22 protein-coding genes are annotated in these 21431 nt (G+C 73.2%); 7 read left to right on the forward strand and 15 right to left on the reverse strand.

Translation table 11 applies throughout. The annotated features are described in order from the left end of the window. The first annotated feature begins 32 nt into the window (after positions 1-32). Together OHT74_RS05110 and OHT74_RS05115 are read left to right on the forward strand one after the other, a co-directional pair. Positions 33-374, forward strand: a complete 342-nt coding sequence (locus tag OHT74_RS05110) for a hypothetical protein (protein WP_328619498.1) — start codon at positions 33-35, stop codon at positions 372-374. Between the two features lie 81 nt (positions 375-455). After that, positions 456-734 (forward strand): chaplin, encoded by a 279-nt coding sequence (locus OHT74_RS05115; RefSeq protein WP_266661060.1) that lies wholly within the window; start codon positions 456-458, stop codon positions 732-734. A 137-nt stretch (positions 735-871) separates the two neighbouring features. Here OHT74_RS05115 and OHT74_RS05120 read toward each other — a convergent pair whose 3' ends face one another. The 7 genes from OHT74_RS05120 to OHT74_RS05155 form a co-directional block, all read right to left on the reverse strand. Then, entirely contained in the window at positions 872-1735 is an 864-nt protein-coding gene (locus OHT74_RS05120) for a tyrosinase family protein (protein ID WP_328619499.1), read from the reverse strand. A gap of 43 nt (positions 1736-1778) precedes the next feature. Continuing rightward, entirely contained in the window at positions 1779-2144 is a 366-nt protein-coding gene (locus OHT74_RS05125; RefSeq protein ID WP_266661064.1) for a tyrosinase family oxidase copper chaperone, read from the reverse strand. Positions 2145-2371: 227 nt separating this feature from the next. Further along, complete coding sequence (locus OHT74_RS05135; RefSeq protein WP_266661066.1) at positions 2372-3613, reverse strand: cytochrome P450 family protein; 1242 nt, start codon at positions 3611-3613, stop codon at positions 2372-2374. A gap of 71 nt (positions 3614-3684) precedes the next feature. Further along, positions 3685-4917, reverse strand: coding sequence for an FAD-dependent oxidoreductase (locus OHT74_RS05140; RefSeq protein ID WP_266661068.1), 1233 nt, complete (start codon positions 4915-4917; stop codon positions 3685-3687). A 165-nt stretch (positions 4918-5082) separates the two neighbouring features. Beyond that, positions 5083-6195, reverse strand: coding sequence for an acyl-CoA dehydrogenase family protein (locus OHT74_RS05145; RefSeq protein ID WP_328619500.1), 1113 nt, complete (start codon positions 6193-6195; stop codon positions 5083-5085). Then, positions 6192-7385, reverse strand: a complete 1194-nt coding sequence (locus OHT74_RS05150; protein ID WP_266661072.1) for an acyl-CoA dehydrogenase family protein — start codon at positions 7383-7385, stop codon at positions 6192-6194. The genes OHT74_RS05145 and OHT74_RS05150 overlap by 4 nt, the downstream gene beginning before the upstream one ends. Beyond that, a complete protein-coding gene (locus OHT74_RS05155; RefSeq protein WP_328619501.1) occupies positions 7382-8359 on the reverse strand; it encodes an NADPH:quinone oxidoreductase family protein in 978 nt (325 codons plus the stop codon). Before OHT74_RS05155 ends, OHT74_RS05150 begins: the two co-directional genes overlap by 4 nt. Positions 8360-8570: 211 nt before the next feature. Between OHT74_RS05155 and OHT74_RS05160 the strand changes: the two genes are divergently transcribed. Genes OHT74_RS05160 through OHT74_RS05170 form a run of 3 tightly spaced genes read left to right on the forward strand, consistent with a single transcriptional unit; the run spans position 8571 to position 11508 of the window. Further along, positions 8571-9722, forward strand: a complete 1152-nt coding sequence (locus OHT74_RS05160; protein WP_328619502.1) for a hypothetical protein — start codon at positions 8571-8573, stop codon at positions 9720-9722. 49 nt (positions 9723-9771) lie between these two features. Beyond that, positions 9772-10671, forward strand: a complete 900-nt coding sequence (locus tag OHT74_RS05165) for an SDR family oxidoreductase (protein WP_328619503.1) — start codon at positions 9772-9774, stop codon at positions 10669-10671. 36 nt (positions 10672-10707) lie between these two features. Next, positions 10708-11508 (forward strand): hypothetical protein, encoded by an 801-nt coding sequence (locus OHT74_RS05170; protein ID WP_266998714.1) that lies wholly within the window; start codon positions 10708-10710, stop codon positions 11506-11508. On the opposite strand, the gene OHT74_RS05175 is transcribed toward OHT74_RS05170, so the two are convergent. From OHT74_RS05175 to OHT74_RS05195, 5 genes are all read right to left on the reverse strand, one after another. Next, positions 11495-12328 (reverse strand): enoyl-CoA hydratase/isomerase family protein, encoded by an 834-nt coding sequence (locus OHT74_RS05175; RefSeq protein ID WP_328619504.1) that lies wholly within the window; start codon positions 12326-12328, stop codon positions 11495-11497. The two genes, OHT74_RS05170 and OHT74_RS05175, sit on opposite strands and share 14 nt — an antisense overlap. A 57-nt stretch (positions 12329-12385) precedes the next feature. Continuing rightward, the gene (locus OHT74_RS05180) at positions 12386-13150 is read right to left on the reverse strand and encodes a PIG-L deacetylase family protein (protein ID WP_053789870.1); all 765 of its coding nucleotides are present in this window, start codon (positions 13148-13150) and stop codon (positions 12386-12388) included. Between the two features lie 42 nt (positions 13151-13192). Then, positions 13193-14503: an alpha/beta fold hydrolase gene (locus OHT74_RS05185; protein ID WP_328619505.1), complete on the reverse strand. Its 1311-nt coding sequence runs from the start codon at positions 14501-14503 to the stop codon at positions 13193-13195. A 239-nt stretch (positions 14504-14742) separates the two neighbouring features. After that, positions 14743-15828 (reverse strand): S-(hydroxymethyl)mycothiol dehydrogenase, encoded by a 1086-nt coding sequence (locus OHT74_RS05190; RefSeq protein WP_266661087.1) that lies wholly within the window; start codon positions 15826-15828, stop codon positions 14743-14745. 73 nt (positions 15829-15901) lie between these two features. Further along, on the reverse strand, positions 15902-16903 hold the full coding sequence (locus tag OHT74_RS05195; protein ID WP_328619506.1) for a LysR family transcriptional regulator: 1002 nt from the start codon (positions 16901-16903) through the stop codon (positions 15902-15904). A 71-nt stretch (positions 16904-16974) separates the two neighbouring features. On the opposite strand from OHT74_RS05195, the gene OHT74_RS05200 reads away from it, so the two are divergent. Both OHT74_RS05200 and OHT74_RS05205 read left to right on the forward strand, forming a co-directional pair. Beyond that, positions 16975-17877, forward strand: coding sequence for a dihydrodipicolinate synthase family protein (locus OHT74_RS05200; protein WP_328619507.1), 903 nt, complete (start codon positions 16975-16977; stop codon positions 17875-17877). Between the two features lie 393 nt (positions 17878-18270). Next, positions 18271-19032: a LysM peptidoglycan-binding domain-containing protein gene (locus OHT74_RS05205; RefSeq protein WP_266661093.1), complete on the forward strand. Its 762-nt coding sequence runs from the start codon at positions 18271-18273 to the stop codon at positions 19030-19032. A 29-nt stretch (positions 19033-19061) separates the two neighbouring features. On the opposite strand, the gene OHT74_RS05210 is transcribed toward OHT74_RS05205, so the two are convergent. From OHT74_RS05210 to OHT74_RS05220, 3 genes are read right to left on the reverse strand one after another with little or no spacing between them, the layout of a single operon-like run. Beyond that, positions 19062-19520: a 5-carboxymethyl-2-hydroxymuconate Delta-isomerase gene (locus OHT74_RS05210; RefSeq protein WP_328619508.1), complete on the reverse strand. Its 459-nt coding sequence runs from the start codon at positions 19518-19520 to the stop codon at positions 19062-19064. 13 nt (positions 19521-19533) lie between these two features. Next, a complete protein-coding gene (locus OHT74_RS05215) occupies positions 19534-20139 on the reverse strand; it encodes a response regulator transcription factor (protein WP_328619509.1) in 606 nt (201 codons plus the stop codon). Further along, complete coding sequence (locus OHT74_RS05220; RefSeq protein WP_443047282.1) at positions 20136-21428, reverse strand: sensor histidine kinase; 1293 nt, start codon at positions 21426-21428, stop codon at positions 20136-20138. Before OHT74_RS05220 ends, OHT74_RS05215 begins: the two co-directional genes overlap by 4 nt. Between the last annotated feature and the right edge of the window lie 3 nt (positions 21429-21431).

Consider the following 21431-nt stretch of genomic DNA (forward strand, 5'->3'; position numbering starts at 1 on the left):
GGGCGGGCCGGGTTGGACCGGGCATGCGATCCATGCGTATCCACCCCGGCGTCCGCGGCTTGGCCCGGGCCGGCGCGGTCCCCCTGCTCCTGATCGTGGCCGCGGGCGCGGCGCAGGCCGCCGGGCCCGGCTTCCAGTACGTCGGCCAGGACGACAGGGTCCACGGGCTGACCGACCCGCAGGGCTGCGTCGGGGCCAAGGGCGGCGGTCAGAAGGCCGTCACCAACGCGACGGGCAGCACCGCGACCCTCTACCGCGGGCAGGGCTGCACGGGTGACGTCGTGGCGGTCCTGCAGCCGGGTGCCGGCGGCCAGATCGAGCCGTTCTTCGCCTCCGTGCGATTTTCCTTCATCAGTAAGGCCCAGCGGCCGTGACCGCTGGGCTCCCGCTGCGTTGTATGCCATGTCAAATACCGCAGCTCCGCTGTGGCACCCCAATCTCACGAGGAGATCTTGATGTCGCGTATCGCGAAGGCAGTCGCCGTCACCGCTGTTGCCGGTAGCGCCCTGGCCGCCGGTGCCGGTCTGGCCGTCGCCGATGCCGGAGCGCACGGTGCGGCGGTCGGCTCCCCCGGTGTCCTGTCGGGCAACCTGCTCCAGGTTCCGGTCCACGTCCCGGTCAACGTCTGCGGCAACACCGTGAACGTGATCGCCCTGCTGAACCCGGCGTTCGGAAACACCTGCGTCAACGCGTCGGGCGGCGACAAGCACCACACCGAGGGCTACGGCGGCTGACCGCCTGCGCCTGTCGGCCGGCTTGACCGGTTGGACCGAGGGCTGAGGGCCCCCGCCGTACGGCGGGGGCCCTTCTTCCGTTCCGCCGTCCGGCTGAAGCATCTTTCGCCCCGCCGTCCGGCTGAACGGCCGGCCTCTCATTCGTAGCGGTAGATGCCCTGGTGGCTGAGCATGTCGCGCGGCGTGATGTTCCACGGCGGCATCGGCTCGTCGAGGGAGATCACCCGGCCGCGCTGGAGGTCGCCCAGTTCAAGCGGGGCCGCGGGCAGGTAGCCGGAGACCGAGTGCTTCAGCTGCCAGCGGTCCCAGAGCAGGTCCACGAAGGCGTGGTGCAGCCAGAACACCGGGTCGTTGGGGGCCGTACCGCCCGTCATGTGGCCGCCGATCCACTGGTGCACCTTGTTGTGGTTGCGCCAGCGCTCGCTCTTCGGCGCGGCCCAGCCCTCCAGTTTGTTGCGGAAGCCGCCGCCCTGCGCCGTGGAGTCCCAGGGCGAGGTGTCGTACGTCGGGTCGTCGAGCGCCCACTGGAGCTCTGCCGCGGTGGGCAGGGCGATCGGGTTCTGCGGCCGGCCGAGGTTGCGGGTGAGGAAGCGGGCCTCGCTGATGCCCACGGTGATCTCCCAGTTCCCCTTCTCGTAGGCGAACGGGCCGGTCATCACCCGGCGGTCGCTCTCGCGGCCGGTGCCGCCGAGGAAGTCCTCGGCCCAGAGGGAGGAGACCGGGCTGCTGTCCGTGGTCCAGTCCCAGTACGGGACCGAGACGCCCGGGTCGACGTCCTGGAGCAGCCGCTCGAACTGGAGCAGGTAGCGCCGGTGCCAGGGGAAGAAGGACGGGGACATGTGCCCGACGCGGAGCTTGCTGTCCTTGTCGGGCACGAAGTACTTGCCGTGGGTGCGCACGAGTTGGTCGTACGTGCCGTTGCGCTTGAGCTCCAGCACGGCCGCCGTGAACCGCTTCTTCTGGGCGCTGGTCAGGTTCTTCTGATTCTGCCGGGTGTACATGCGGGGCTCCTCCCGTTCCGTCCTGCGCTGTCCCGTCCGTCCGTCAGCCGTGGTGCGGGGCTGCGAGCGCCAGCTGGTTGGTGCCGAGTTCGTCGACGGCGGCGCGGGCCAGTTCCAGCGGGGTGTCGAAGGACTGGAAGTGGTTGATCCCGCTGAGGTAGCTGCCGTCGGCACGGCGCATGACGTGCAGGGGGCGGCCGTCGATGCGGACCCCGGCGAGGTCTACGGCGATGTGCCGGCCGCGGTACGTCTCCTCGGTGAGGGGCGCCGGGGTGAGGGTCTGCCGGGGGCGGCGGGCACGCAGTACGGGTGCCAAAGCCGCGGCAGTGCCGGCGAGCACCGCCGCGGTGAAGGCCGTACGAAGGAACGTGCGGCGGGACGGTGCTGCGGAGGCGGGTGTGGCGTACATGCGGTCTCCCTCGCTCGGTGGTCCGCGCTACGGGGTCTAACGCAGCGCGGCGGGCGAGGTCACCTCGGCTGCTCAGGGTGCTTGTAGAAGAGGGTGGTGGGGTGCAGACGGCCGGCCGGGTCGGTGGCGTAGTCGGGGATGGTGCCGGCCTCGGTCCACCCGGCGGAACGGTAGACCCGCTCGGCCCCGCTGCCGGTCTCGGTGTCGAGGGTCGGCGCGTCGCGGAACTACGTTCCCCGGGACCGGTCCTGGCCGCCGGGGGTGAACGTCACCGGCAGGCTCTGGGGACCGCGCAGTCCGCCGGGGCGCCAGCGGATCTCGTCCGGCGCCACCGCGAGGGCGAGGCCGGGGAGCCGGCGCAGGGCGGTACCGATGGCGATCTGCCCCTCCAGCCGGGCCAGTGGAGCGCCCAGGCAGTAGTGGATGCCGTGCCCGAACGCGAGGTGGGCGTTGTCCTGCCGGGTGATGTCCAGCCGGTCGGGGTCCGGGAACCGCGCCGGGTCGCGGTCGGCGACGGCGGAGCCGATCAGCACGGTCGCGCCGCGCGGGATGGTCACGCCCGCGATCTCGACGTCCTCGCGCGCGAACCGGGCGATGCCGGGGCTGACCGGGCCGTCGTAGCGCAGGAACTCCTCGATCGCGCCCGGCAGCAGTTCCGGGTCGGAGCGCAGCAGGTCGAGCTGGCCGGGGTGGGCGAGCAGCATGGCGATGCCGCCGCCGATCAGGTTGACCGTGGTGATGTATCCGGCGGCCAGCAGCAGGAACACCATGGCGACCAGCTCGTCCTCGGTCAGCTGTTGTTCCGCGTCGCGGGCGGTGACGAGGGCGCTGAGCAGGTCGTCGCCGGGGTGTGCCCGTTTGTCCCGGATGAGCTCGGTGACGTACGCGCGCATGTGCTGCCATGCCTCGTTCACCACGGCGGGATCCGGCAGCTCCGGGCCCCGCCTGATCAGGCGGTCCGTCCAGTGCTGGAATTCGTGCCGCTCGTCCACCGGCACCCCGAGCAGTTCGCTGATCACCGCGACCGGGAGCGGCAGCGCGAAGTCGGCGACGAGCTCGGCGTGGCCGGCCGGGACGACCGCGTCCAGCAGCCGGTCGGTGATCGCCTGGATCCGCGGCCGCATCCCGGCCACGCGGTGGGCGGTGAACGCCTTGGAGACCAGCCGGCGCAGGCGGGTGTGGTCGGGCGGGTCGCTGCGGAGCATGTTGCTCAGCATCGACTCGCGCTCCGTTGCGGGCAGCTGGCGCAGGATGCGGGTGTCCGAGGCGTCGCGTACGTCGCTGCTGAGGCGGGAGTCGGACAGGGCCGCGAGTCCGTCTTCGTAGCGGGTGACGAGCCAGGCCTCCAGGCCGCCCGCGATGACGGTGCGGCGCACGGGGCCGTCCTCGCGCAGTTGCCGGTACAGCGGGAACGGGTCCGCGACGAAGGCCGGGTCGGCATAGGGCAGAAGAACCGGCTGCTCGCTCATGTTGCCTCCCGAAGTGGATCGTCCTCTCTACGGAGAATGAGCGTATATGTACCGGTATCTGGGATGCCGTTTCAGCGGAGCGATTCCTTCGGGGGCCGCTCGCGCAGCGCCCCGTACCCGATGAAGTAAGCCGGCACCCGGTTCAGCCACCGCGAGTCGGTGACGAGCTCGGTCAGCCGTTTGGCCCGCTGGGGATGGCCGAACGCGGTGCGGCCGTCCAGCAGCGGCTCGATGACCTGGGTGTGCGCCAGACGTTGGAGGCGCTGGGTCGCGACGGTCGTGGGCATGCGGCGGCGCTGTACGCGGCGGACGTCCTGCAGCCCCACGGCGCCCTCGCGCAACGGGCCCACGAGGTAGCGGGCGGCAGCCACCGCGTCCTGCACCGCGAGGTTGATGCCGATGCCGAAGACCGGCGACATGGCATGGGCGGCGTCGCCGATGCACAGCAGTCCCGGCCGGTGCCAGCGGCGCAGCCGGTCCAGCCGTACGTCGAGCAGCTTGACCTCGTCCCACGAGGTGACGGAGTGCGCCCGGTCGGCCAGCCAGGGGACGGCCTGCGTGAACTGGGCCATGAAGCGGTCCACGCCCTCGGCGCGGCGTTCGGCATCGGTCCCCTTGGGGATGAGCCCCGCGATCTGCCAGTAGTCGCCGCGGTCGATGAGCGCGCTGAAGAACCGCTCGCCCAGGCCTCCCACGAGGCCGCTGGGGTCGTCCTCGTGGCGCGGCAGCCGGAACCACCAGGCGTCCATCGGGCACGGGAAGCTCTCCAGGCCGAGCTCGGGCAAGACCCTGGCGAAGGATCCGCGGCCGTCACAGGCCACGGTCAGCGTGGCCCTGAGCTCGCCGGCGGCGCCGTCCGCGGTGCGGTACCGCACGCCCGCGACCCGGCCCCGCTCCATCAGGAAGGACGTCGCCTCGGTGTCCATGCGCAGCCGGAAGGACGGCTCCTTGCCGGCCTCGTCGGCGAGCAGGTCGAGCAGGTCCCACTGCGGAACCATCGCGATGTAGTTGTACTTGCCGTGCAGCGCCCCGATGTTCCCGACCGTGACGAGGGACCGGTCCGGCCCGATGGGCAGCTGCACCGAGGTCACCCGCCGCTGCGGGAGTCGGGCGAACCGTTCGGCGAGGCCGATGTCGTCCAGCAGCGACAGGGTGGACGGGTGCACGGTGTCGCCGCGGAAGTCGCGCAGGAAGTCGCCGTGTTTCTCCAGGACGGTCACCTCCACCCCGGCCCGGGCCAGCAGCAGGGCCAGCACCATCCCGGCGGGCCCGCCTCCCACCACACAGCAGGCCGTATGTTCCACGGCAACCACTCCCTTCGCCGGCATCGGGCAAGCCCCACAGGACGTATACCGCACCCGCGGGGGCCGGGACGGTAGCGACGGCGACGCGCCGTGAGGCGCTGTCACCGCCCCGCATCCCTCCCCACCCGGCCGCGGTACGAACCCGATCGCCCGGCGAGAACGGCCCTAAGGAGACGGGAGTTCGGCGAAGTCCGCCACGAGGGCGTGGTGGTGGCCGGGGGTGCCCAGGGCCAGCGAATCGGCCTTGGCGCGCTTCAGGTACAGGTGCGCCGGGTGCTCCCACGTCATGCCGATGCCGCCGTGCAGCTGTACGCACTCCTCGGCCGCGCGGACCGCGACCCCGGAGCAGTGCGCCTGGGCGACCGCCACCGTGAGCGGGGCGTCGGGGGCTCCGCCGGCCAGCGCGTCCGCCGCGGCGCGGGCCGCCGCCCGGGCCGAGGCCACGTCCAGCCAGAGCTGCGCCAGGCGGTGCTTCAGCGCCTGGAAGGAGCCGACCGGCCGGTTGAACTGGTGGCGGCCGCGCACGTGCCGCACCGTCTCCGTCAGGCACCACTCCGCGAGCCCGACCTGCTCGGAGGCCAGGAGTCCGGCCCCCGAGAGCAGTGCTCCGGCGACCGCCGCACGGGCCGTCGCCGGGTCCGCGAGGCGGGTCCCCGCGGCCCGCTCCAGCGTCACCGTTGCGAGCGGGCGGGTCAGGTCCAGCGGGACCGCCGAGGTCAGCGCGACCTCGGTGGCCGGGACCGCGTACAGCCCTGTGTCCGCGAGGACCAGCAGCACATCGGCGGCCACCGCGTCCGCCACCGAGGTGACGGTGCCCGTCAGGATCCCGCCCCCGGTGTCCCGTACGGCGCCCGGCAGCGGCGCACCCGGGGCCTGCGTCAGCGGCAGCGCCGGTACGCACACCTGCCGGCCCGCGGCCAACTCCCCGAGCAGTCGCGCCACTTCCGGCGTGTCGCAGCCGAGCCCGAGCAGGATCTCCGTGGCGAGCACCGCGCTCGTCAGGTACGGCACCGGCGCCACGGCCCGCCCCAGCTCCTCCAGGACCACGGCCGCCTCCCGGTGGCCCGCGCCCTGGCCGCCGAGCTTCTCCGGTACGAGCAGCCCGGCGGTGCCGATCTCCGCGGCGAGCGTGTGCCACAGCTCCGGGCCGTGCGGCCGGCCGGTCTCCGCCCGGGCGAGCACGTCCGCCGGTGTGCACCGGTCGGCGAGCAGTGCCCGTACGGCGGACCGGAGCTCTTCCTCCGTCTCGGAGTACAGCAGGTCGAAGGCGTCGCTCATCGGGCCAGGTCCTTCCAGGCGAGGTCCTTGTCGTCGCGCGGCTCGGCGGGCAGGCCGAGGACGCGTTCGGCGACGATGTTGAGGAGGATTTCGCTGGTGCCGCCCTCGATGCTGTTGCCCTTGGCGCGCAGGTAGCGGTAGCCGGCGTCGCGGCCGGTGAAGTCGACGAGCTCGGGCCGGCGCATCGTCCAGTCCTCGTACAGCAGGCCCTCCTCGCCGAGGAGTTCCACCTCCAGGCCGCTGATCTCCTGGTTGAGGCGGGCGAAGGTGAGCTTCATGCCGGATCCCTCGGGACCGGGCTGCCCGGCGGCGAGCTGCTGGCGCAGCCGCTCGGCGGTGAGCCGGGCGACCTCGGCCTGGACCCACAGCTGGAGCAGCCGCTGGTGCAGTGCGTGGGTCCGCAGCGCGGGCCGCTCGCGCCAGGCCGCGGCGACGGGCGCGATCATGCCGCCCTCGCGGGGGAGCCGCATGCCTCCGATGGAGACGCGCTCGTTCATCAGGGTGGTGCGGGCGACCGCCCAGCCCTGGCCGACGGCGCCGAGCCGCTGGCTGTCGGGGATCCGGACGCCGGTCAGGAAGACCTCGTTGAACTCGGCCTCGCCGGTGATCTGGCGCAGCGGCCGGACCTCGACGCCCGGGGCGTGCATATCGCAGAGGAAGTAGGTGATGCCCTGGTGCTTGGGCAGCGCCGGGTCGGTGCGGGCGATCAGGATGGCCCAGCGGGCGGTGTGGGCGCTGGAGGTCCACACCTTCTGGCCGTCCACGATCCAGTCGCCGGAGCCCGTCTCGCGGACCGCACGGGTGCCGAGCGCGGCGAGGTCGGAGCCGGCGCCGGGCTCGCTGAAGAGCTGGCACCAGACCTCCTCCCCGACCCACAGGGGGCGCAGGAAGCGCCGCTTCTGCTCGTCGGTGCCGTACGCGAGGATCGTGGGGGCGGCCATGCCGAGGCCGATGCCGATCCGGCGCGGGTCGTTGTCGGGGGCGCCGGCCGCCTCGAGTTCGGCGTCGACGACGGCCTGGAGGGAGCGGGGCGCGCCGAGTCCGCCGAGGCCCTCGGGGTAGTGGACCCAGGCGAGGCCGGCGTCGAAGCGGGCGCGCAGGAACTCGGCGCGGTCGGTGTCGGCGGGTGGGTGCGCGGCGAGCAGGCCCCGGACGCGTGTGAGCAGGTGGTCGGCGGTGATCGCGGTCATCGGGACACACCCGGCTGCCGGGGCATGGCCAGGACGACCCGGCCGGTGGTGGTGCCGTCGGCGAGGCGCTGCACGGCGTCGGCGACGGCGGGGAGTGCGACGAGTTCGCTGATCAGGGGTTTGATGGCGCCTTCGGAGGCGAGGCGGGTGAGTTCGGTGTGGCAGGCCAGGATCGCGGCCGGGTCCTTGGCCGCGTAGAGGCCCCAGTGGAGGCCCAGGATCGAGTAGTTCTTGACGAGGGCGTGGTTCAGGGCGGGGGCGGGGATGTTGCCGCTCGCGAAGCCGACGACGACGATCCGGCCCTCGAAGGCCACGCACTTGGCGGAGGCGGTGTACGAGTCACCGCCGACGGGGTCGTAGACCACGTCGGCCCCGCGCCCGCCGGTGAATTCCTTCACCCGGGAGACGACGTCCTCGGTCGTACGGTCGATCACCAGGTCGCACCCGAGTTCCTCGGCGGTACGCACCTTGGCCTTGCCTCCGACGACCCCGATGACGGTGGCCCCGGCGGCCTTGCCGAGCTGGACGGCGGCGCTGCCGACCCCGCCGGCGGCGGCGTGCACGAGCAGGGTCTCGCCGGCTTGCAGGCGTGCCCGGCGGTGCAGGCCGAACCAGCCGGTCTGGTAGCCGATGTGCAGGGCCGCGGCCTCGGCGTCGTTCAGGCTCTCGGGTGCCGGGAGCAGGGCCCGCTCGGCCGCGATCACGTACTCGGCGAAGCCGCCGTGGGGCAGGCTCGGGGTGGCGATGACGCGGCGGCCGTCGTCGGTGAGGCCGCAGATCTCGACGCCGGGGGTGAACGGCAGCGGCGGGCGGATCTGGTACTGGCCGCGGACGAGCAGCGCGTCGGGGAAGTTGAGGTTCGCCGCGAGCACCTGCAGCCGCACCTCGCCCTCGCCGGGTACCGGTTCGGGAATCTCTTCGAGGCGCAGGGCCTCTCGGGGTTCGCCGGGGGTATGTACTCGCCATGCCTGCATCCGGGGCCTCCAGCCGCCGTCGAGGAACCACACTCCGCGGGCATACTAAGCGGTCGCTTGCCCCTCTGTGAACCGTCAGCGCGGCCGACAACCGTCCGGACCGAATCGACACGCGTCATTCCGGCCACTTCCACCCCACCATCAGGCAACATGTGGCGTGCACGCGTCATGACTCAACGGGGAACAGCACCTGTCCAGGGGGGACCACCACATGAGAAGCAGCATGTCCACGGCCGGAGCCGCCATCGTTCTGGCGGGCCTCGTCACCACCGCCGGACCGGCCGCCGCGGCCGTTCCGGCGGCCTGCACCCCGGCCATCGAGCTGCTGCCCGCCCTGCCGGGGGCGAGCGTGGGCACCGTGGCCGGGTTCGGCAGCGGCGGGCTCGTGGTCGGCGAGAGCGGCGACCGGCCCGCCTACTGGACGGGCGCCGAACACACGGTCCACGCCGTCCCGCTGCCCGCCGGCTTCGACCGGGGCAGCGTCAAGGCCGTCAGCGCCAAGGGCCTGATGGTGGGCACGGCCACCCGCAACGCGGACCACGCCAGGGTCACCTTCACCCACCAGAAGGGCGCCGCGGCCTCCGAGGCGCTGACCACGCCCGTCGCCGAAGGCCTCGCCGTGGACATCGACGTCAACGAGTCGGGCCGGGTCGTCGCCGTGGACAACGGCGTCGCCAAGGAGTGGGTGAACGGCACGGCCGTGCGCGAACTGCCGGTTCCCGCCGACGCGATCCCCGGCACCAAGGTCGTCTCACTGAGCGGCATCAACAAGCGCGGCGACATCGTCGGCACCGCCAGCGGCTCCTACTTCGACGCCGAGAACGACATCGAGGTCACCAAGACCTTCCCGGTCGTGTGGCCCGCCGGGGGCGGCTACCCGCCGTACAGCCTCCAGGTCTGGAACGGCTACCACTACTCGTTCTCCACGATCGGCCGGGACATCGACGACCGCGGCCGCGTGGTCGGCCTGGAGGACTACTACTACCGCAACGACCCGCGGCTGACCCCGGCCGTCTGGAAGAAACCGTACGACGCGCTGCCCACCGACCCGGGGCGGCTGGCCGGCTTCGGCCACCTGGAGTTCAACGGCAGCAGCCCGGCCACGAACGTGGCCGTCGGCACCGCCACCACCTTCGAGGAGAGCTGGCCCAGCTACTTCCAGGCCGTCTACTGGCCCGGCCAGGGGACCCCGAAGGCGCTCCCCTTCCCGGCGGGCGCCCCGGGCGCCAAGCCGCTCAGCCGTGCCTTCGCCGCCACCGACGACGACCGGGTCGGCGGCAGTGTGAGCGACCGGGAAGCCGGCGCGGGCAGCGCCGTGATCTGGACCTGCGCGAGCAAGCAGGCGTACGCGCCGAACAGTTGATCCCGTCCCGGGCATGGTGATCTCGGCGCCCGCGCGCTATCGATGCCCCATGACGGACGAGATCCCGCGCGGGCTGCCCGCGCCCCCGCCGCTCGGCACGGCCGCACTGCCCCCCGGTACGTACGGCGGGCAGGTGGTCCTCGTGACGGGCGGCGGGACCGGGCTGGGCAAGGCCATCGCCGCCGAGTTCGCGCGGCTCGGCGCGGACCTGGTGATCGCGAGCCGGCGCGCCGGGCAGCTCAAGGCGGCGCAGGAGGAGTTGGCGGCCGTCCCCGGCGCGGGCCGGGTGACGTCCGCACTCTGCGACATCCGGGACCCGGAGCGGATCGCGGAGGTTTTCGACGCGGCGGAGGCGGCCCTCGGCCTGCCGGACGTCCTCGTCAACAACGCTGCCGCCAATTTCCCCTGCCCGGCGGAGGACCTGACGCCGGGCGCCTGGCGGGCAGTGGTCGACACCACCCTGACCGGCACCTGGTTCACGACCCGCGAGTTCGGCCGCCGCCACCTCGCGGCCGCGACACCCGGCTCCATCGTCAACATCGGCGCCTCGTACGCCTGGACCGGCGGACCGGGCTTCGCCCACAGCGCGGCCGCCAAGGCCGGGGTGAAAAACCTGGTCGAGACGCTCGCCGTCGAGTGGGGTCCGTACGGTATCCAGGTCAACGGCCTCGTCCCCGGCCTGTTCCCGCACGCCGACATGACCGAGGACATCCGCGGCGGGCTGGAGCATGCCGCACCCGACGCGTTGGACTCCCGCCAGCCCGCCCTGCGTGTCGGCGCCCCGCGCGAACTCGGCTGGGCCGCCACCTTCCTGGCCTCCCCCTTCGCCCGGTTCATCACCGGCCACACGCTGGTGGTCGACGGCGCGAACTGGCAGCGCCGCGCCCTGGTCAACCCCGAGGTGATCCCGATCCGCACCCAACTGGGCCGCGGCCCGTTCACCCCCTGAGCCCCGGCTGTCGGTGGCCGGTGCGAGGATCCGGTCATGTCTCTCGCCGATCTGACCCTTGACCACTGGCGTTCGCTCGACCCGGCCGCCGCCGGGCGCATCGCCCACGAGGCCGCCGCGCAGGCGGGCGGCCGGGTGGTGCTGCTCGACACCGCCCTGCACCTGGGCGGGCCGCTGCACCGCGTACGCATCGAGCGCCAGGGGCAGGAGTTCGCCCTCATACCCGGCGGGCCGGTGCGGCTGGGGTTCGATCTGGACGCCTGGGTGCCGACGCCGGCGCAGAGCGCGGACTACGCGGAGAGCGCGGACGAGGGGTACGGGTACGAGCTCGACCTGAAGCCCTATCTCGCCGAGGTGCTCAGCCCGGTCCGTACCGCGACAGTGGCCACCGTGCTCATGGCTGTGGAGGACGAGACGCTGACCGAGCGCCCGGACGCGATGCCGGACGTACTTGCGGCGCGCGGGCTGCGGATGCCGAGCGCCGACGAGTGGGAGCACGCGTGCGGCGCCGGGGCGGGCACCCTGTTCCGGTGGGGGAACGAATGCCCCCTGGACGAGCCCTCGTACGGGGGCGACGGCGGCCTGCGGCACGAGCCGAACGCCTTCGGGCTGCACATCGCGTACGACAGCTACGGCACGGAGCTGAGCAGCGACCCGACCGCGGTGCACGGCGGTGACGGCGGCGAGGCCGTCTGCGGCGGATACGGCGACCTGCTCGCGTGGCTGCCGCTGGCCACGGCCAACCGCAACCCGTCCATGGCCGAGTTCGCGTACGGACCGGACGGCGAGGGGATGTTCGAGGAGTTCTCGACCCGGCCCGTGTTCAGCCTCCGCTGAACTGGGGCGGGCGGCGGGCCGCCTTGGCCGTGTAGCCCTCGCGGCAGTCCTCGGAAGTGAGGGTGAGGGCCGCGGTCATCGCGACGTGGTCGAGGGCCGGGGCGAGGCCGGCGTCCGCGTAGGCGTCGATCGCGCGCTTGATGCCCTGGACGGCGAGCGGGGCGTTGGCCGCGATCTCGGCCGCCAGTGCGCGGGCCGTGGTGTCCAGCTCGGCCGGGGGGACGAGCAGTTGGACCAGGTTCAGGCGGTGCGCCGTCGCGGCGTCGACGCGGCGGCCGGTCAGCGCCAGGAACTTGGCCCAGCCGGCGCCCGCCTCGCGGGCGATCCGCAGATCGCCGCCCGCGTCCACCGCCACGCCGAGCTGCGCCTCCGGCAGGGCGAAGACGGCGTCCTCGGCGGCGACGCGGAGGTCGGCCATCAGGGCCAGTTCGAAGCCGAAGCCGAGGCAGTAGCCCTGCACGGCGGCCACCACCGGCTGTGGGAGCCGGGAGAGCACGGCGAAGCGCTCGTGGACCCAGCGGATGCCCTCGTAGTAGTTGCGGGTCCGCTCGGCGGCCGTCGCGCCCGTGATGTCGCCGCCGGGGGAGGTCACGTCGATGCCCGCGCAGAAAGCCCGGCCCTCGGCGCGCAGCAGGACCACCCGTACGGCAGGATCGAAGCGGATCCGGTCCGCGAGCAGGCCCAGCTGGCGGGTGGACTCCCAGCTCCAGCCGTTGAGCCGGTCCGGGCGGCAGAGGGTGAGGACCGCGATCCCGTCCGCGACCTCCAGCCGGATGCGCTCCTCACCCTCCGCGATGTCGTTGCCGATGGTGTCGATCACCGAGCCGACCTGCCCCCCGCCGATAACTGATGAACCGTCAGTTTAGGGGGCGGGGGCTCAGCGCGAGAAGACCTCGAACGTCACCGCCGGGCGGCCGCCGAAGCGCACCGACGCCTGCTGGGCGAAGCCGGTGAGGAAGTTCCGGCAGTACTCCTCCGGGTCCTGGTCGGTGAGCACCTCGATGTACGCCTTGTGCTCCATCAGCGACTTGATGGAGCGTTCCAGGCCGGGGCCGGCATCCGCCGCGTGCGTCGGCGTCGAGGACCCGGCGACCGCGACCCAGCGCACCCCGTTCCAGGGCTCCAGGCCCTGCTCGGAGAGGAGCTCCGGGAAGATCCACCGGTTGCCCGCGTCGGCGGCGGCGTCCAGGGTGGCCCGGCCGACGGCCTTGTGGTCGGGGGTGTTCCAGTAGCCCCCGCCGCCCTGGCCGCCCCAGGTGTCGCGGTGGTTGAGGGTGATGAGCAGTTCGGGGCGGTGCCGGCGGATGGCGGCCGCGATGTCCCGGCGCAGGTCGAGGCCGTACTCGACGATGCCGTCACGGTAGTCGAGGAACTCCACGGTGGAGACCCCGACGACGGCGGCGCTCGCGCGCTGCTCGGCCTCGCGCAGCGGGGCGCACTCCTCGGGCGGAATCGTGTCGATGCCGGCCTCGCCGCGCGTGGCCAGGAGGTAGACGACCTCGCGGCCGCCGTCCGTCCAGTCGGCGATCGCCGCAGCGCCGCCGTACTCCAGATCGTCGGGGTGGGCGACCACCGCGAGGGCGCGCTGCCAGTCGGTGGGCATGGGCTCCAGGGGCGCGGGCTGATCCAGTTGTTCGGTCATGAGTCGCACAATAACCGCACCCCGCGCACCGGAAGCGGCGTTCTAGACCTCGTCGCGTACGAGGGCCAGCAGGTGGTCGAGGACGCGGGGGCCGCCGGCGCGTACGCCGTCGTGCTCGAACTCGTCCGTCACCCAGGTGCGCAGGCCCCGGATCGCCCGGGCGGTCTGCAGGGAGTGCGCGGTGTCCACGTACATGTCGTCGTGGTAGATCGCGGCGGCCACCGGCACCTCGTTGGCGGCGAGTCGGGCCGGGTCGTACAGGGGCTGCCAGCCGGTACGGGCGGCCAGCAGTTCGGCGGTCTCGCGCAACGGGGCCAGCGCGGGGTCGGCGGTGAAGTGCCAGGGGTGGATGGTCTCGCCGGTGAAGAGCAGGGGCCCGTCGCCCGCGAGGGTCTTCTCGGCGTCGAAGCCGGGGTGGCCCGCGCGGACCCGTTCCGCGGCCCAAGCGGTGGGCGCGGCCGGGACTTGGGCGTAGATGGGCTCGTGGAGCAGGGCGTAGAGGGGGTGCGCGGCGAAGGAGAGCAGTCCGTGGACGCCCTCCAGGAAGGCGTCGGACAGGGCGGGGCCCGCCGAGGTCGGGACGAAGGCGTCCTCGAGGAGATAGTGCAGCTGGTGGCTTCCGTCGCCGGTGCCGAGCAGGATGCCGAGGGACTGGAACGCCGCGGCGGTGAGGCGGTAGCCGCCGGGGAGTTCGGCCGGGCGCTCCACGAGGTGGGCGGCGATGCGGCGGGCGCGCTCGACGTCCATCGGGTAGCGGGCGTAGTGGGCCAGGTTCTTCCGCTCGATGCGGGGGTACGCGGCTTCGTACACCTCGTCGGCGGTGGCGGTCAGGGACGGGAGGCCACCGGTGATCAGGGCGGCGGTCAGGCCCTCGGGGGCGGTGGAGAGATAGTGGGTGGTGCAGAAGCCGCCGAAGCTCTGCCCGAGCACGGTCCAGGGCGCGCCGCCGGTCAGGCCGGGGCGGATGACCTCGGCGTCGCGCACGATGGAGTCGGCGCGGAAGTGGGCGAGGTACTCGGCCTGCTGGGCGGGAGTGCCGCGCAGGGGCAGGGTCTGCCGGTTGGCGGGGGTGGAGCGGCCGGTGCCGCGCTGGTCGAGCAGGAGGACGCGGTACTCGGTGAGCGCCCGCTCCAGCCAGGCCTGCCGGCCGACGAAGCGGCGGGCGCCGAAGCCGGGGCCGCCCTCCAGGTAGAGCAGCCAGGGCAGGGTCTCGGGATCCTTGCCGGTGGCGACGGCCTCGCGGGCGTACAGCTCGATGCGCTCGCCGTCCGGGCGTGTGTGGTCGAGCGGGACGGTGAACCGGTGGTCGGTGAGGACGGCACCGGGCTGGCGGTAGCTGCGGTCGACGGTCACGAACGGCCCCTGGGTGTGCGGCTGCCCCGGGCGGATCGCGACCGGGTCACGGGTCTGGCGGCCGCCGAGTGCAGTACGGACCCACCGGCCGCCTAGCACCTTACCGGCGGCTGCACCGGCCGAGAACCGCGGGGTCTTTGCGATCCGCCGACGGGACCGGCCGGCCCGGCCCCGGTGCAGGGAGGTCGGGGCCGGACCGGGTCGCATCGATGCAGGGCCGGGCGGGTGCCGGGCGGGGTCTAGAACTCGACCACCGAGCGGAGGACCTCGCCCCGCTCCATCCGTGCGAAGGCGGCTTCGACCCCGTCGAGCGGGATGGTCTCGGACACGAAGGCGTCGAGGTCGAGGCGGCCCTGGAGGTAGAGGTCGATGAGGAGGGGGAAGTCCCGCTCGGGCAGGCAGTCCCCGTACCAGGAGGACTTGAGGGCGCCGCCGCGGCCGAAGACGTCGAGGAGCGGCAGTTCGAGCTTCATCTCCGGCGTCGGCACGCCGACCAGGACCACGGTGCCTGCCAGGTCGCGGGCGTAGAAGGCCTGCTGGTAGGTCTCGGGGCGGCCCACGGCGTCGATGACGACGTCGGCCCCGTTTCCGCCGGTGAGCCCCTGGATGGCCTTGACCACGTCCTCCGTACGGCCGTTGACGGTGTGGGTGGCGCCGAGGCCCCGCGCCCACTCCAGCTTCCGGTCGTCGAGGTCGACGGCGATGATCCGGCCCGCGCCGGCGAGGCGGGCGCCGGCGACGGCCGCGTTGCCCACTCCCCCGCAGCCGATGACGGCGACGGAGTCGCCCCGTCCGACGTTGCCGGTGTTCAGGGCGGCTCCGAGGCCGGCCATCACCCCGCAGCCGAGGAGTCCGGCGGCGGCCGGCGCGGCGGCCGGGTCGACCTTGGTGCACTGACCGGCCGCGACCAGGGTCTTCTCGGCGAACGCGCCGATGCCGAGCGCCGGGGAGAGCGGCGTGCCGTCCTCGAGGGTCATGGGCTGCGTGGCGTTGTGCGTGTCGAAGCAGTACCAGGGCCGGCCGCGCTTGCAGGCCCGGCAGGTGCCGCAGACCGCACGCCAGTTGAGGATCACGAAGTCGCCGGGCGCGACGGAGGTGACGTCCGGGCCGACGGATTCGACGATCCCGGCGGCCTCGTGGCCGAGCAGGAACGGGAACTCGTCGTTGATGCCGCCCTCGCGGTAGTGGAGGTCGGTGTGGCAGACCCCGCAGGCCTGCACCTTGACCAGGGCCTCGCCGGGCCCGGGGTCGGGCACGAGGATCGTCGTCGTCTCCACCGGTGCGCCCTTGCTCCGGGCGATGACCCCTCGTACGCGATGCGTCACGTCGTACCCCGCTCTGGTCGGATCTGTCTGGATCAACGAACGTACACGGACGCGGCGGCGGAGGGGAGTTGTGTCACGCCGCGGAAGTCGGAGTGGCGAGTTCCGGTGGCACGGCGGCGCGTAGTGCCGCCGCGAAGGCGGCCACGGCCGGGTGGGCGGCGGCGCCGCTGCGGAAGGCGACCTTGGTGCGCCGCTCCATCAGGAGACGTGTGAGCGAGACGGCCGGGTCGGCGGGCCCCATGACGCCGAGCTGCGGGACCACCGCGACGCCCTGGCCGGCCGCGACCAGGGCGAGCACGGTGGGGAACTCGTCGACCTGGTGGCGGATCCGCGGCGTGAAGCCGGCGGCCTGGCAGGCCCGCAGGGCCATGGCGTGGCAGAGGGTCCCGGGGGTGGCGGTGATCCAGGGAGCGTCGGCGTGGGCCCGCAGCACGGAACCCTGGTCGGGGCCCTGACGGGGGATCCGGTCGGGGCTCCGGTCGGCGCGCTCGCCGGCGTCCTGGCCGAGGTCCCGCTCGGCGGTGACGGCGTCCCCCGTCGTTCCCTTCGGGGCGGCCAGGTACATCGCCTCCCGGTACAGCGGTTCCGTGGCGAGCCCCGGCTCCTTCTGCGCGGGGACGAAGTCGTACTCGTGGATCAGGGCCACGTCCAGGTCTCCGGCGCGCAGCGCGTGCGCGACCGCCGCCGGGTCGGTCTCCGACACCATCGGCTCCAGCCCCGGATGGCGCCGGGCCAGTGTGACCAGGGCGGCCGGGACGATGGCCCGGATGGCGGTGGGGAAGGCCCCGATGCGCAGGGCGCCGGCCAGGCCGCTGCGCGCCTCGGCGAGTTCGGCGTCGGCCTGTTCGAGCCGCTCCAGGACGGCCTCGGCGTGCCGGACCAGGTTCTGCCCGGCGGGCGTGAGCCGGACCCGGCGGCCGGTGCGCTCGAGCAGCGGCAGGCCCGCCTCGCGTTCGAGGACTCCGAGTTGCTGGGACACCGCCGAAGGGCTGAAGGCGAGGGCTTCGGCCACGGCGGCGATGGTCCCGCGGCGGGCGAGTTCGCGCAGCAGGCGCAGGCGTCGTACGTCGAGCATCGGCTCAGCTTACGCTTCGGGTAAGAAACGCGAACTGGATTTGATGCTCCGGGCAGATGAAGCTCGTGGGCATGGCACAGGACCTCTCCCTCCACGGGATTCACGTACCGCTCGTCACCCCCTTCACACGCGCCGGGGACGTCGCCGCCGACGCCCTGGAGACACTCGCCCACACGGTGCTCGACGAGGGCGCCACCGGGATCGTCGCCCTCGGCACCACCGGCGAGCCCGCCGCCCTCGACGAGGCGGAGCGCGACCTCGTCACCGACGTCTGCGCCCGGGTCTGCCGGGAGCGGGGCGCGATGCTGACCGTGGGCGCCGGGGCGAGCGGCACCCGGGCCGCCGAGGCGGCGCTCGGCCGACTGGCGAGGTGGCCAGAGGTGCGGGCGGCGCTGGTGACGGTGCCGTCGTTCGTGCGGCCCGCGGCGGCGGGGGTGCTGGCGCATTTCGCGCGGCTGGCCGAGGTGAGCCCCGTACCGCTGGTCGTCTACCACATCCCGTACCGGACCGGGCAGCCGCTGGACGCGGTCGCGCTGCGGGCACTCGGGGAGCTGCCCGGGGTGGCCGGGATGAAGTACGCCGGCGGCGGCATCGGCGAGGACGCGGTGACGCTGCTCGGCGGGCTGCCGGACGGGTTCGCGGTGCTGGCGGGCGACGACGTGTACCTGTCGCCGCTGCTGGCGCTGGGCGCGACGGGCGGGATCCTGGCCTCGGCGCACCTGGCGACGGCGCGGTACGCGGAGCTGATGGCGGCCTGGCAGGCCGGCGACGTGCCGCGGGCGCGCACCCTGGGCCACGGCCTGGCCCGGTTGTCGGCGGCGCTCTTCGCCGAGCCCAATCCGGCGGTGGTCAAGGCGGTGCTCCACGCCCGGGGCCGGATCCCCACGCCCGACGTACGGCTCCCCCTGCTGCCGGCGGGCGAGGAGGCGGTGTCGGCGACGCTGGCGCGGCTGGCGGAGCTGGCGGAGCTCTAGCAGCCCCCGGGACCATGACGGGCATGCCGGGAAGGGCCCACTGTGGGCGATTCACAAACAACGGGCGAGATGCCCGAATCGGGCATGAGTGCGGGCGACTTGTCCGTTTCCCCGAAGGGCTTCGGGAGCCCGTGATGTGAGTCACTCGAATAGGGACAACATCATTTATTCGGAGGCGACTATTCCCTTTTCCCGGAAAGGAATTTCGTCATTCCCGGAAGGTGCTCCCAAGGTCATTTCCGACCCCGGAACGGGGAAGTCGATCACCCGGTGGAATTCAAGCCTTGTTCCGGCCCGGCGGGCTCGCTTACGGTCACGTCGTTCCCAGCGGGCAGCTTCCTAAACCGGTCGCCGCCAGGGATCCCCCGCACCCCGCACGTGAGGAATTCCGCCATGCCCGGACTCGGAAAGCACCGTCGGCCGAAGCAGCGCCCGATCGCCCGCAAGCTGGCCTTCGCCGGTACCGGCGGCGCTGCCCTCGCCCTGCCGCTCATCAGCGCGACCACGGCCGGGGCGGCCGTGACGCAGCCGGCCTCGGCGCCCGCCGCGACGACCGCCACACTGCCCGCCGTCAAGCCGGCGGTGGAAAAGGCGGCCGCTCCCCTGACCTATTCGGTGACCGTGGGCGACACCCTTTCGAAGATCGCCGTCGAGCATTCGGTGAGCGGCGGCTGGCAGGCCCTCTACGAAACCAACCGGAACGCCATCGGCACCAACCCCTCGATCATTCGCCCCGGGCTCAAGCTGAGCATCGGCGCGGCGGCGAAGGCGGCCGTCGCCAAGGCGACCGCGGCGAAGGCGACGACCGCTGCGGCCAAGACCGGCACCACGTACGCGAACAACCTCGACGGCTGGATCCGGCAGTCGCTGGACATCATGGCCCAGCGCGGAATCCCGGGCAGCTACAACGGAATTCACCGCAACGTGATGCGCGAGTCCTCCGGCAACCCGCTGGCCATCAACAACTGGGACTCCAACGCCGCGGCCGGCATCCCCTCCAAGGGCCTGCTCCAGGTCATCGACCCGACTTTCCGGGCCTACCACGTGCCCGGCACGTCCATGGACTCGTACGACCCGGTCGCCAACATCACGGCCGCCTGCAACTACGCGGCAGCCCGCTACGGCTCGATCGACAACGTCAACGGCCCGTACTGACCCGGCAGCAGGGCAGGGGCCGCCCCGCTTCAGACCCCCGCGGCCCCGGCGGCCCCCGCCCCGGCGGCCCCCGCATCCGCCGCGTCCCCCACGGACTTGCGGTACGCCGCCCCCAGCTCGGTCACGTCCACGGACCAGTGCACGACCGCTCCCGGGGCGGAGCCCGTGTACGTGCGGACCAGTTCGAGCACGGCCCGGCTCAACTCCGCTTTCACCTCGTCCGTACGGCCCGGCAGCAGGGCCAGCTCGACATGGACGAGGGCGTGTTCCGGCGCTCCGTCGGCCACGAAGGTCTCCTCGGCGCGCCGGAAGCGGGTCTTGCAGGTGTCGACGGGGGTGTCGGCGATCCGCGCAGTCAGCGGGTGCAGGGCACCCGCGAACCCGCGCCGGTCGAAGGCGTCGGACAGGGACGCGGAGTAGTCCACGGTGATCTGCGGCATCAGGCGCTCCAACTTCGGGTCTCCGGCGTTGACGCCAGTCTCCGCCATCCCGTCCGCGCCGTCAGAGCCAGCCCTGGCGGCGGGCCGCTCGGACGGCCTCCATGCGGTTGCGGGTGCCGGTCTTGCCGATGGCCGAGGACAGGTAGTTCCGTACCGTCGACTCGGACAGGTGGACCCGGGCCGCGATGTCGGCCACGGTGGCCCCGTCGACCGCGGCGTTCAGTACGTCGACCTCGCGCCCGGTCAGCGGATTCGGGCCGGCGCTGAGCGCGGCGGCCGCGAGCGAGGGGTCGATCACGGTTTCCCCGGCCAGCACCCGGCGTACCGCGGCGGCCAGTTCCTCCACCGGCCCGTCCTTGACCAGGAACCCGGCGGCCCCCGCCTCCATCGCCCGGCGCAGATAGCCGGGGCGCCCGAAGGTGGTCAGGATCAGCACCCGGCAGTCGGGGCAGCGCGTGCGCAGCTCGGCGGCGGCGTCGAGCCCGCTGAGCCCCGGGAGTTCGATGTCGAGCAGGGCCACGTCCGGCCGCTTCGCGATCGCTGCGGGCACGATCTCGTCCCCGGCGCCGACCTGCGCCACGACCTCGATGTCCTCCTCCAGGCCGAGCAGCAGGGCCAGCGCTCCGCGCATCATGCCCTGGTCCTCCGCGAGCAGGACCTTGATCATCGACTCTCCTCGTTCTCCGGAATCTCCGGGTGCTCTGCGCTCCCCCCGCCTTCCGGTCCGGCCGGCTCCACCGGAAGTTCGGCGGTGACCCGGAAGCCGCGGCCCGGGCCCGGGGCCGGGCCGCCGACGAGGGTGCCACCCGCCGCGGCGAGTCGTTCGGTCAGGCCGGTCAGGCCGCTGCCCGGCGGGGTCGAGCCTACGCCGTTCCCGTCGTCGGTGATCACCAGGCTGACCCGTTCCGCCGAGCTCCGTACCTCGATCTCGCAGGTGGTCGCGCCGCTGTGCCGGATCGCGTTGGTGGCGGCCTCGCGGACCACCCAGCCGAGCAGGGCAGCCGCCTGCGGGGGCAGCGGGGGCCCGGACTGCCGTACGACGGGCTCGATCCCGGCGGCGGTCAGCGCGCCGCGGGCCCGGTCGAGTTCGGCCGCGAGGCTGGCCTCGCGGTAGCCGGTGACGGCCTCGCGGATCTCGGTGAGCGCCTGGCGCCCGACGGACTCGATGTCGGCGACCTGGGCGAGGGCCGCGTCCATGTCGCGGGGGGCGATCCGGCGGGCCGCCTCCGATTTCACGACGATCACGGAGAGGGTGTGGCCGAGCAGGTCGTGCAGATCGCGGGAGAAGCGCAGCCGTTCCTGGTCCACGGCGGCCCGGGCCAGCTCCTGCCGTGTCTCGCGCAGTTCCTTGACCGTCTCGGACAGGGCGAGGATGGCCGCGGTGACCATGCCGGACACGAGCGTCCCGTAGGCGATGCCAAGGGTGTCCCAGCCCTCGTCCAGTCCCGCGATCGCCCCGGCGAGGGCGGTGACGGCGAACATCACCGGGCCGAGAATGCGGCCCCGGACCACCGCGCCGGTGGCCAGGCCCCACAGCGGGAAGAACAGCAGCCAGTTACCCCCGTACGCGAGGGCGAGGCCGCAGGTGACCGCGCCCAGGGCGGCGAGGCACCAGCGGGTGCTGGCGGCCTCCCGCGCCCGCCGGTCGAAGGCGCGGAACACCAGGGTGATGTAGAGGGAGTTGAAGACCAGCAGGCCGAGGGCGCCGATCCACGGGTTGGGGGTCTCCCCCTTGATCACGTTGGAGATGGCGCCCATGCCGAGCAGCAGCCACGGCAGCAGCGTGAAGGCATTGGCCGGGCGCATCGGGCCGCGGCCGTGGTCGGGTGCCTCCCCGCACTCCTTGCGCCTCTTCACCCGCGCCCGCCATTCGGCCTTGCGGGCCGCCCAGTCGGCCTTCCAGTCCTCCTCGGCCCCCGGCCTGCCGTGCGTCTTCATTCCCGTCCCCTGCTTCATGCG

The organism is Streptomyces sp. NBC_00354 (assembly GCF_036106915.1).
Classification (GTDB): domain Bacteria; phylum Actinomycetota; class Actinomycetes; order Streptomycetales; family Streptomycetaceae; genus Streptomyces.

What these genes read in the sequence shown, in the direction of transcription:
- OHT74_RS05110 (WP_328619498.1), top strand. Translation starts at nt 33, where the DNA reads ATGCGTATCCACCCCGGCGTCCGCGGCTTGGCCCGGGCCGGCGCGGTC.
- OHT74_RS05115 (WP_266661060.1), top strand. Translation starts at nt 456, where the DNA reads ATGTCGCGTATCGCGAAGGCAGTCGCCGTCACCGCTGTTGCCGGTAGC.
- OHT74_RS05120 (WP_328619499.1), bottom strand. Translation starts at nt 1,735, where the DNA reads ATGTACACCCGGCAGAATCAGAAGAACCTGACCAGCGCCCAGAAGAAG.
- OHT74_RS05125 (WP_266661064.1), bottom strand. Translation starts at nt 2,144, where the DNA reads ATGTACGCCACACCCGCCTCCGCAGCACCGTCCCGCCGCACGTTCCTT.
- OHT74_RS05135 (WP_266661066.1), bottom strand. Translation starts at nt 3,613, where the DNA reads ATGAGCGAGCAGCCGGTTCTTCTGCCCTATGCCGACCCGGCCTTCGTC.
- OHT74_RS05145 (WP_328619500.1), bottom strand. Translation starts at nt 6,195, where the DNA reads ATGAGCGACGCCTTCGACCTGCTGTACTCCGAGACGGAGGAAGAGCTC.
- OHT74_RS05150 (WP_266661072.1), bottom strand. Translation starts at nt 7,385, where the DNA reads ATGACCGCGATCACCGCCGACCACCTGCTCACACGCGTCCGGGGCCTG.
- OHT74_RS05155 (WP_328619501.1), bottom strand. Translation starts at nt 8,359, where the DNA reads ATGCAGGCATGGCGAGTACATACCCCCGGCGAACCCCGAGAGGCCCTG.
- OHT74_RS05160 (WP_328619502.1), top strand. Translation starts at nt 8,571, where the DNA reads ATGAGAAGCAGCATGTCCACGGCCGGAGCCGCCATCGTTCTGGCGGGC.
- OHT74_RS05165 (WP_328619503.1), top strand. Translation starts at nt 9,772, where the DNA reads ATGACGGACGAGATCCCGCGCGGGCTGCCCGCGCCCCCGCCGCTCGGC.
- OHT74_RS05170 (WP_266998714.1), top strand. Translation starts at nt 10,708, where the DNA reads ATGTCTCTCGCCGATCTGACCCTTGACCACTGGCGTTCGCTCGACCCG.
- OHT74_RS05180 (WP_053789870.1), bottom strand. Translation starts at nt 13,150, where the DNA reads ATGACCGAACAACTGGATCAGCCCGCGCCCCTGGAGCCCATGCCCACC.
- OHT74_RS05195 (WP_328619506.1), bottom strand. Translation starts at nt 16,903, where the DNA reads ATGCTCGACGTACGACGCCTGCGCCTGCTGCGCGAACTCGCCCGCCGC.
- OHT74_RS05200 (WP_328619507.1), top strand. Translation starts at nt 16,975, where the DNA reads ATGGCACAGGACCTCTCCCTCCACGGGATTCACGTACCGCTCGTCACC.
- OHT74_RS05205 (WP_266661093.1), top strand. Translation starts at nt 18,271, where the DNA reads ATGCCCGGACTCGGAAAGCACCGTCGGCCGAAGCAGCGCCCGATCGCC.
- OHT74_RS05210 (WP_328619508.1), bottom strand. Translation starts at nt 19,520, where the DNA reads ATGGCGGAGACTGGCGTCAACGCCGGAGACCCGAAGTTGGAGCGCCTG.
- OHT74_RS05215 (WP_328619509.1), bottom strand. Translation starts at nt 20,139, where the DNA reads ATGATCAAGGTCCTGCTCGCGGAGGACCAGGGCATGATGCGCGGAGCG.
- OHT74_RS05220 (WP_443047282.1), bottom strand. Translation starts at nt 21,428, where the DNA reads ATGAAGCAGGGGACGGGAATGAAGACGCACGGCAGGCCGGGGGCCGAG.